5 protein-coding genes are annotated in these 7,015 nt (G+C 65.4%); all 5 read right to left on the bottom strand.

Annotated elements, in window-relative coordinates; all coding sequences use genetic code 11:
- Window positions 1–2,002, bottom strand: a 2,002-nt coding sequence (locus AX735_RS12150; RefSeq protein ID WP_156447492.1) for a CHASE3 domain-containing protein, incomplete at its 3' end; no start/stop codon positions are given.
- Window positions 2,003–2,097: 95 nt separating this feature from the next.
- Complete coding sequence (locus AX735_RS12145) at window positions 2,098–4,287, bottom strand: xanthine dehydrogenase family protein molybdopterin-binding subunit (protein ID WP_066280454.1); 2,190 nt, start codon at window positions 4,285–4,287, stop codon at window positions 2,098–2,100.
- Entirely contained in the window at window positions 4,284–5,270 is a 987-nt protein-coding gene (locus tag AX735_RS12140) for an FAD binding domain-containing protein (RefSeq protein WP_066280450.1), read from the bottom strand. Before AX735_RS12140 ends, AX735_RS12145 begins: the two co-directional genes overlap by 4 nt.
- Window positions 5,267–5,779 (bottom strand): 2Fe-2S iron-sulfur cluster-binding protein, encoded by a 513-nt coding sequence (locus AX735_RS12135; RefSeq protein ID WP_082751066.1) that lies wholly within the window; start codon window positions 5,777–5,779, stop codon window positions 5,267–5,269. Before AX735_RS12135 ends, AX735_RS12140 begins: the two co-directional genes overlap by 4 nt.
- Before the next feature lie 99 nt (window positions 5,780–5,878).
- Window positions 5,879–7,015: a cobalamin-independent methionine synthase II family protein gene (locus AX735_RS12130; protein WP_066280447.1), complete on the bottom strand. Its 1,137-nt coding sequence runs from the start codon at window positions 7,013–7,015 to the stop codon at window positions 5,879–5,881.

Here is a 7,015-nt window from a genome sequence, read left to right as displayed (position 1 = left end):
AAATGGAAAGACCCAGCCCTGTGCCGCCATATTTGCGGCTGATCGTGCCATCTGCCTGCTGGAAGGCCTCGAAAATGCTGGCCTGCTGCGCCTTGGCGATACCGATGCCAGTATCGGCGACCTTGATCGCCAACCGGTCCTCGCCGACGGGGGAGAAGCTCAGCCGCACGCTGCCGCGCTCGGTGAACTTCAGCGCGTTCGACAGCAGGTTCTTGATCACCTGTTCGAGCCGCATCCGGTCGGTCTCGATCGTTACAGGGCAATTCGCATCGCGCTCGATCTCGAGCGCCAGACCCCGCTCGTCGGCAATGGGCTGGAAGACCTTCTGCATGTCGCTCGCCAGCCGCTCGGTCAGCACGGGCGCAGGTTGGATCTCGATATGCCCTGCCTCGATCTTGGACAGGTCGAGAATGTCGTTGATCAGCACCAGCAGGTCATTGCCCGCCGAATAGATGGTGCGTGCGAACTTGACCTGCTCGTCGGACAGACGCTCGTCGGGATTGTCGGCGAGCAGCTTTGACAGGATCAGCAGCGAGTTGAGCGGCGTGCGCAGCTCGTGGCTCATGTTCGCGAGGAAATCGGACTTGTACTGGCTTGCCTGTTCGAGCTCGCGCGCCTTCAGCTGCAGCGCCGCGGAGGCGCGTTCCAGATCGTCGCGCTGCGTTTCCAGCGCCTGCGCCTGCTCCTCGAGCTGGCTGTTGGTCTGTTCGAGCTCGACCTGCTGCAGCTCGAGCCGTGCCTGCGTTTCGCGCAGCGCATTGCCCTGTTCCTCGAGCTCCTCGTTCGAGACGCGCAGCTCCTCGCTCTGCGCCTGCAGCTCACCCGCCTGACGCTGCGTCTCTTCCAGCGCATCCTGCAACCGGGTGCGGAACCGGGCCGAGCGCAGCGCGATGCCGATCGCACCGCTCGATTGTTCGAGCAGTTCGAGCACCAGTTCGTCGACGGGCTCGAAAAAGCCGAGCTCGATGACGCCGTTGACCCGGTCGTCGGCCTTGGTCGGGGCGATCACGAGGTGGCGCGGCACGTCGCTGCCAAGTGCCGAACCGATCGAGAGATAGCCCTGCGGAATATCGTTCAGCACGATCAACTGACCATCGACCGCCGCCTTGCCGAGCAGGCCCTCGTTCAGCGCAAAGCTAACCGGAACATCCGCTCCCTGTGCGACGCCGAGCATGCTGGCACGGTTGAAGCTTCCGCCTTCGCCCTTGAACAGCGCACCCGCCCTGCTTCCGGTCTTGTCGGCAAGAAAGGCAAGAATGGCAGCGGCAAGGTCCTCGATCGACTTGTCCCCCATCATCGCGGCGGAGAGGTCGACCTGCGCCTGCTGCAGCCATTGCTGGCGCGCGCGCTGGCGCATGCTGCGTGCCATCAGCAGGAAGATGGCGATGGTCAGCGCAATGCCGCTCGCGCTTGTCACCACCGCGCTGATGACGGCGGTGTTCGAGGCAGCGGCCATCTGATCGATATTGGATTGGCGCTTGCGAAGCTCCTCCCGCGACATGCTGGCAATCTGGGCGCGGATCGCGTCCATCGCCGCCTTGCCGCGGTCCGAATCCACAGCCGCCAATGCCGCAGCAAAACCCTCGTCGCGCCGCAGCCGGATCGTCGCATCGAGCTCGCGCAGCTTCTGTTCGACGTTGCGTTCGAGCTGCTCGACATTGTCCTCCTGCACGGGATCGCCGCGCATCGTCGTTTGCAGCACTCCCAGCTTGGTTCGCGCCAGCGCAGCACCCTCGACATAGGGCTCCAGATAGGCCTCGCGCCCGGTCAGCAGATAGCCGCGCTGGCCGGTTTCTGCGTCGAGCGTTGCGGACAACATGTCGTCGAGTGCATTCAGCACCGTATGCGTCTTGCGGATCGCATTGTCGCTGGCGCGCATGTTGGCGATGTTGAAATAGGCAATAGCCGCGCTGAGCACGAAAAAGACGATGCCTGCCATCAGGCCGGCGACCGCCCAGCGGTTCGCGGGGCCACTGGCGCGGGGAACGTTCCGGTTGGTCATGACGGCAGGGTATCTCGCAGGGAAAGGCAGTGGCCAGGGTCTAGCGTATTGAAATTGCTTTGTCCAAAAGCGCTACCGGCAGGCGCGGGTGGCGATCAGTCGGGCATGGCCGCCAGCACCCGATCGGGCGTCATCGGATAATCGAACACGCGCGCGCCGCAGGCATTGTAGATCGCGTTGGCGATCGCCGCCGCACCGCCGCACATGCCCAGCTCGCCAATGCCCTTGGCCTGGATGATGCTCGCGGCGGCATCGCGCTCCTCGACCAGCACCACGTCGAGATCGGGGACATCGCGATGCACCGGAACGTGATATTCGGCCAGATCGCGGTTGACGAGATGCCCGTCGCGCGGATCGAATTCGAGCGCCTCGGTCAGCGCCATGCCGATGCTCCAGGTGATGCCACCCAGGCATTGCGAGCGCGCGGTCTTGGCGTTGAGCACGCGGCCAAAGCCGAACGCGCCGAGCATCCGGTTTACGCGCGTCTCGCCGGTATAATGGTTGACCCGCACCTCGGCGAAGAACGCGCCGAAGCCCGAAGCGAGATAATCGTCGGTGATCTTGCCCGGCTCGTAATGGCCTTCGCGCACCAGATCCTTGCCGCCGAGCAGTTCGGTCAGCGGCGTACCGTTGCCCGCTTTGGCATCGGCGAGCGCCAGAGCGGCCTCGTCAATGCCGAGCGTGTCGGCCAGCGCCTCGCGGATCGCCATGCATGCGACATAGACGGCAGAGCCGATCGACGGCGCCCCCCAGCTGCCGCCCGATCCAGGGCCGCGCGGATGGTCAGAGTCTCCGAGATCGACAAGCACCTGGTCAGGGCGCAAGCCCAGCATTTCGCCCGCAATCTGCGCGACGATGGTGTAGGTGCCGGTCCCGATATCGGTCATGTCGGTTTCGACCAGCGCGGTGCCATCCGCCTTGAGCGTGACGCGGGCTTTGGCTTCGGCGACATTGTGCACGCGCGCGGCGCTCGCCATGCCGGTGCCGATCCACCATTCACCTTCGCGGCGCATGCGGGGCTTGCGCGGGCCGCTGTCCCATCCGAACGCTTCGGCCCCCTGGCGCAGGCATTCGGCGAGCTTGTGCGACGAGAAGGGCAGGCCCTGTTCGGGGTCCTTGTCGGGAATATTGCGCAAGCGCAGCTCGACCGGATCGATCTCCGCCCGCTCGGCGAGGACGTCCATTGCCGCCTCGAGCGCGGGCATGCCCACGGCCTCACCCGGCGCGCGGACCGAGCCTGCGGTCATGCGGTGGATGCGGGCGAGTTTCAGCACCAGCTCGCGATTCTCGCCCGGATAGAGGAAGTGCGAGGATTGCAGCACCGGTTCAGCAAATTCCTCGCCGGGAAGGTTGGAGACCAGCGCCTCGTGCCCGAAGCCGGTCAGCCTACCATCGGTATCGCAGGCCAGGCGGAGCCGCTGCGTCGTTTCCGACCGGCGGATGATGCTCTGGAAGACCTGCTGTCGCGACATCACGACGCGCACGGGGCGTTCGAGCTGCATCGCGGCGATAGAGGCCGCGACGACTTCCTCACTGATCCCGAGCTTCGACCCGAACCCGCCCCCGACATAGCGTGAGATCAGGCGGATCCTGTCCTCGGGCAGGTCGAGCGCATCGGACAGCTCGGTGATGTTGTAGTTGAGCATCTGCAGCGAGGCGTGGACGGTCAGGCGTTCGCCGTCCCATTGCGCGATCGCGGCGTGCGGCTCCATCGCGGCAGACGCATGGCCCTTGGTCGTGTAGGTGAGATCGACGGCATGGGCGGCATCGGACATCGCCTTGTCGAGATGGCCCTCACGGACGGTCTCGTCTTCCTGTTCCTCTGCAATGCTCGGGTCGGCTTCGACGGGCGCGGCCTCGTCGGGCTGGTATTCGACGACCAGAAGCCTGGCCGCATCTCGCGCCTGCTCGAAGCTCTCCGCGACGACCAGCGCCAGCGGCTGCCCCCAATAGCAGATCGTGCGCGGCTTTTGTTGCGGTGCCTCGTTGGCGGTGCCCTGGGCGGGGCGCGTGGTCAGTCGCTCGTCATCGATCACCGCGATCACGCCGGGCATCGCAAGCGCGCTTTCGGCATCGATCCGCACGACACTGCCCCGCGTGATGGTCGCCGTTACCAGCACGCCCTCGGCGCAGCCCTCGACCGGATATTCTGCAGCATAGGGCGCGGTGCCGGTGACCTTGGCCAGCCCCTCGATCCGCGAGACCGGCTTGCCGATCACGCCCTGGCGCATCGTGTCGAGCCGGTTCTCGGCCGACGGCTTGTCCTGCTTCACATGCACGGTCATGCCGCCTTCTCCACCGCTTCGGCCAGCACCGCGTGCAACGTGCGGCGGGCGAGCGGAATCTTGAAATCATTGTCGCCCTGGCCTTCTGCCCCTTCGAGCAGGAGGTCGGCAGCTTGGTCGAACAGCTCGGGCGAGGGGGGCGCGCCAACGAGCAGTTCGCCGATGCGCGGGTCGTGCCACGGCTTGTGCGCGAGGCCACCAAAGGCGAAATCGGCGCGCGTGAACTTGCCGCCGTCCATCGCGATCACGGCGGCAATCGACACCAGGGCAAAGGCATAGGACGACCGCTCGCGCACCTTGCGGTACAGCTGCGTGGCTTGCACCGGCGGGGGCAGCGTGACCGCGACGATCACCTCGCCTGCCTCCAGCACATTGTCGCGCCACGGGGTGTCACCAGGCAGGCAGTGAAAATCGCTGAGCGGAACCGTCCGCTCCGTTCCCTTGCCGGTTGCGATTACAACCGTGGCACCCAGGGCTGTCATCGCGACAGCCATGTCGCCTGGATAGGTCGCGATGCACTGGTCGCTGGTGCCGAGCACCGCGTGCAGCTTGTTCACCCCGCCAATCGCGCCGCAGCCGCTGCCCGGATCGCGCTTGTTGCAGGGCTGTTCGACGTTCATGAAATAATAGCAGCGCGTGCGCTGGCACAGATTGCCGCCGGTTGTCGCCTTGTTGCGCAGCTGCTGCGTCGCGCCGGCCAGGATCGCGCGCGCGAGCACCGGATAATCGGCGCGCACGCGCGGGTTTACTGCGGTTGCGGTGTTGGTTGCGAGAGCGCCGATCCGCAGGCCGCCATCGGGCGTGTCCTGGATGCCGTCGAGCCCGATCCGCCCGATATCGCTCAGCTGCGATGGCGTCGCCACTTGAAGCTTCATCATGTCGAGCAGGTTGGTGCCGCCCGCGATCAGCATCGCCTCGGGCAGCGCCGCGATCGTCGAGGCATCGCTGATCGAATGCGCGCGCTGGTACTGGAACGGCCTCATGCCGCAGGCTCCGATTCGGCGACGTCGCGGATCGCGGCGACGATATTGGCATAAGCGCCGCAGCGGCACAGATTGCCGCTCATGCGTTCCCGAATTTCCTCACCGCTAGCCTCGAAGGGGCCGTCGAGCGTCTTGCTGGCATCGCTCGGCCAGCCATTCGCGATCTCGTCGAGCATCGCGGTCGCCGAACAGATCTGCCCCGGCGTGCAATAGCCGCACTGGAAGCCGTCATGCTCGACAAAGGCGCGCTGCAGCGGCGAAGGCTCGTCCGCAATGCCCAGGCCCTCGATCGTCGTGACCTGATGGCCCTCGTGCATCGCCGCGAGCGTCAGGCAACTGTTGATGCGCAGGCCGTTGACGATCACGGTGCACGCGCCGCACTGGCCGTGGTCGCAACCCTTTTTGGTGCCGGTCAGCCCCAGATCGTGGCGCAGAAAATCGAGCAGCGTGACACGCGGGTCTTCGGGCATCGGGTAGGGCGTTCCGTTGACGATCAGTTCATCGGGCATTCAGGACTCCTTGCGAAATCCCAAGCCCTGAACGCCGCGATGGTTCCCTGCCATAGCGGAATTGATTGCTGTCGGCGCTGGTGGGCTTACCGATCGGCTTCAGGCCGACCAGTATTTCCGGCTCGCGATCGCGGCCCCCTCGGACAATGCGGCCAGCTTGGCCCAGACGATCTCGGGATCGAGGCTGTTGCTCCCGGCATGGACCGAAAAGCCGCAATCGACCCCGGCCATCACCCTCTCGCGGCCAAGCAGATCGGCATAGCGGCCGATGCGCTGCGCGATGAGCTCCGGGTGCTCGATATAGGGGCTTTGCGGCTCGACCATGCCGGGGCAAAGGATCTTGCCCTCGGGCAGCGGATGCTCTTCGAAGAACGCGAACTCGTGCGCATGGCGCGGGTTTGCGCCTTCGAGCAGCACGGTTTGCGGCTTCGCGCTCCAGACGATGTCGGCAATCTCGCCCAGCGCGACATCGCAATGGTGCGGCCCGGGATAATTGCCCCAGCACAGGTGCATGCGCAGCTGCTCCGCCGGGATGTTCTGCAACGCATGGTTGAGCGCGGCGACGTTCATGCCGATGCGCTTGCGGAAATCCTCGAGGCTCAGATGGGTGAACTGCACATGCCGGCCCATCGCAAGATCGGGGCAATCGACCTGCAGCGTAATGCCTGCTGCGGCGATGGTCTCGTATTCGTGGCGCAGCCCTTCGGCGAGCGCGAAGACATAGTCCTCGTCGCTGGCATAATATTGGTTGGGAAAGAACAGCGCGGTGACGCCGGGCGAAGCAGCGGACATGAAGGTGGCGTGGCCGTTGGCGAGCCGCCTCAGCCGCTCGGCATCGATGCGCGGCGCTTCCATGTCGATCACCGTGATCGGCGCGGTGCAAGCCGGGGCGGAGCGCTTGGCGCGGCCCTTGTTGCCGAACACCTGGGCCTTCGCGCCGGGAAAGGCCTCCAGATCGGCAAACTCATACTGGCCCGCTTCGCCACCGAAGCCTGAAAGCCGGTGCTTAATATAGGTGGCATAGCTGGGCTTGGACTGCTCGCCATCGTTGACGATGCTCACCCCCGCCTCGATCTGGCGCTTGATGACATAGGCCGTCGCCTGCTCGACCGCGGCGTCGAAATCGGCTTCGGTAACCCTCTCGCCGCCCTCGCGGGCGAAGACCAGATCGAGCAGGGCTTCGGGTCTTGGCAAGCTGCCGACATGGGTGGTGCGAAAGCGGTCGGGTGCGGTCAT

Origin of the sequence: Blastomonas sp. CCH1-A6 (assembly GCF_001556365.1) — a bacterium.
GTDB classification, from domain to species: domain Bacteria; phylum Pseudomonadota; class Alphaproteobacteria; order Sphingomonadales; family Sphingomonadaceae; genus Blastomonas; species Blastomonas ursincola.
This window is presented reverse-complemented; position numbering and strand designations above follow the sequence as displayed.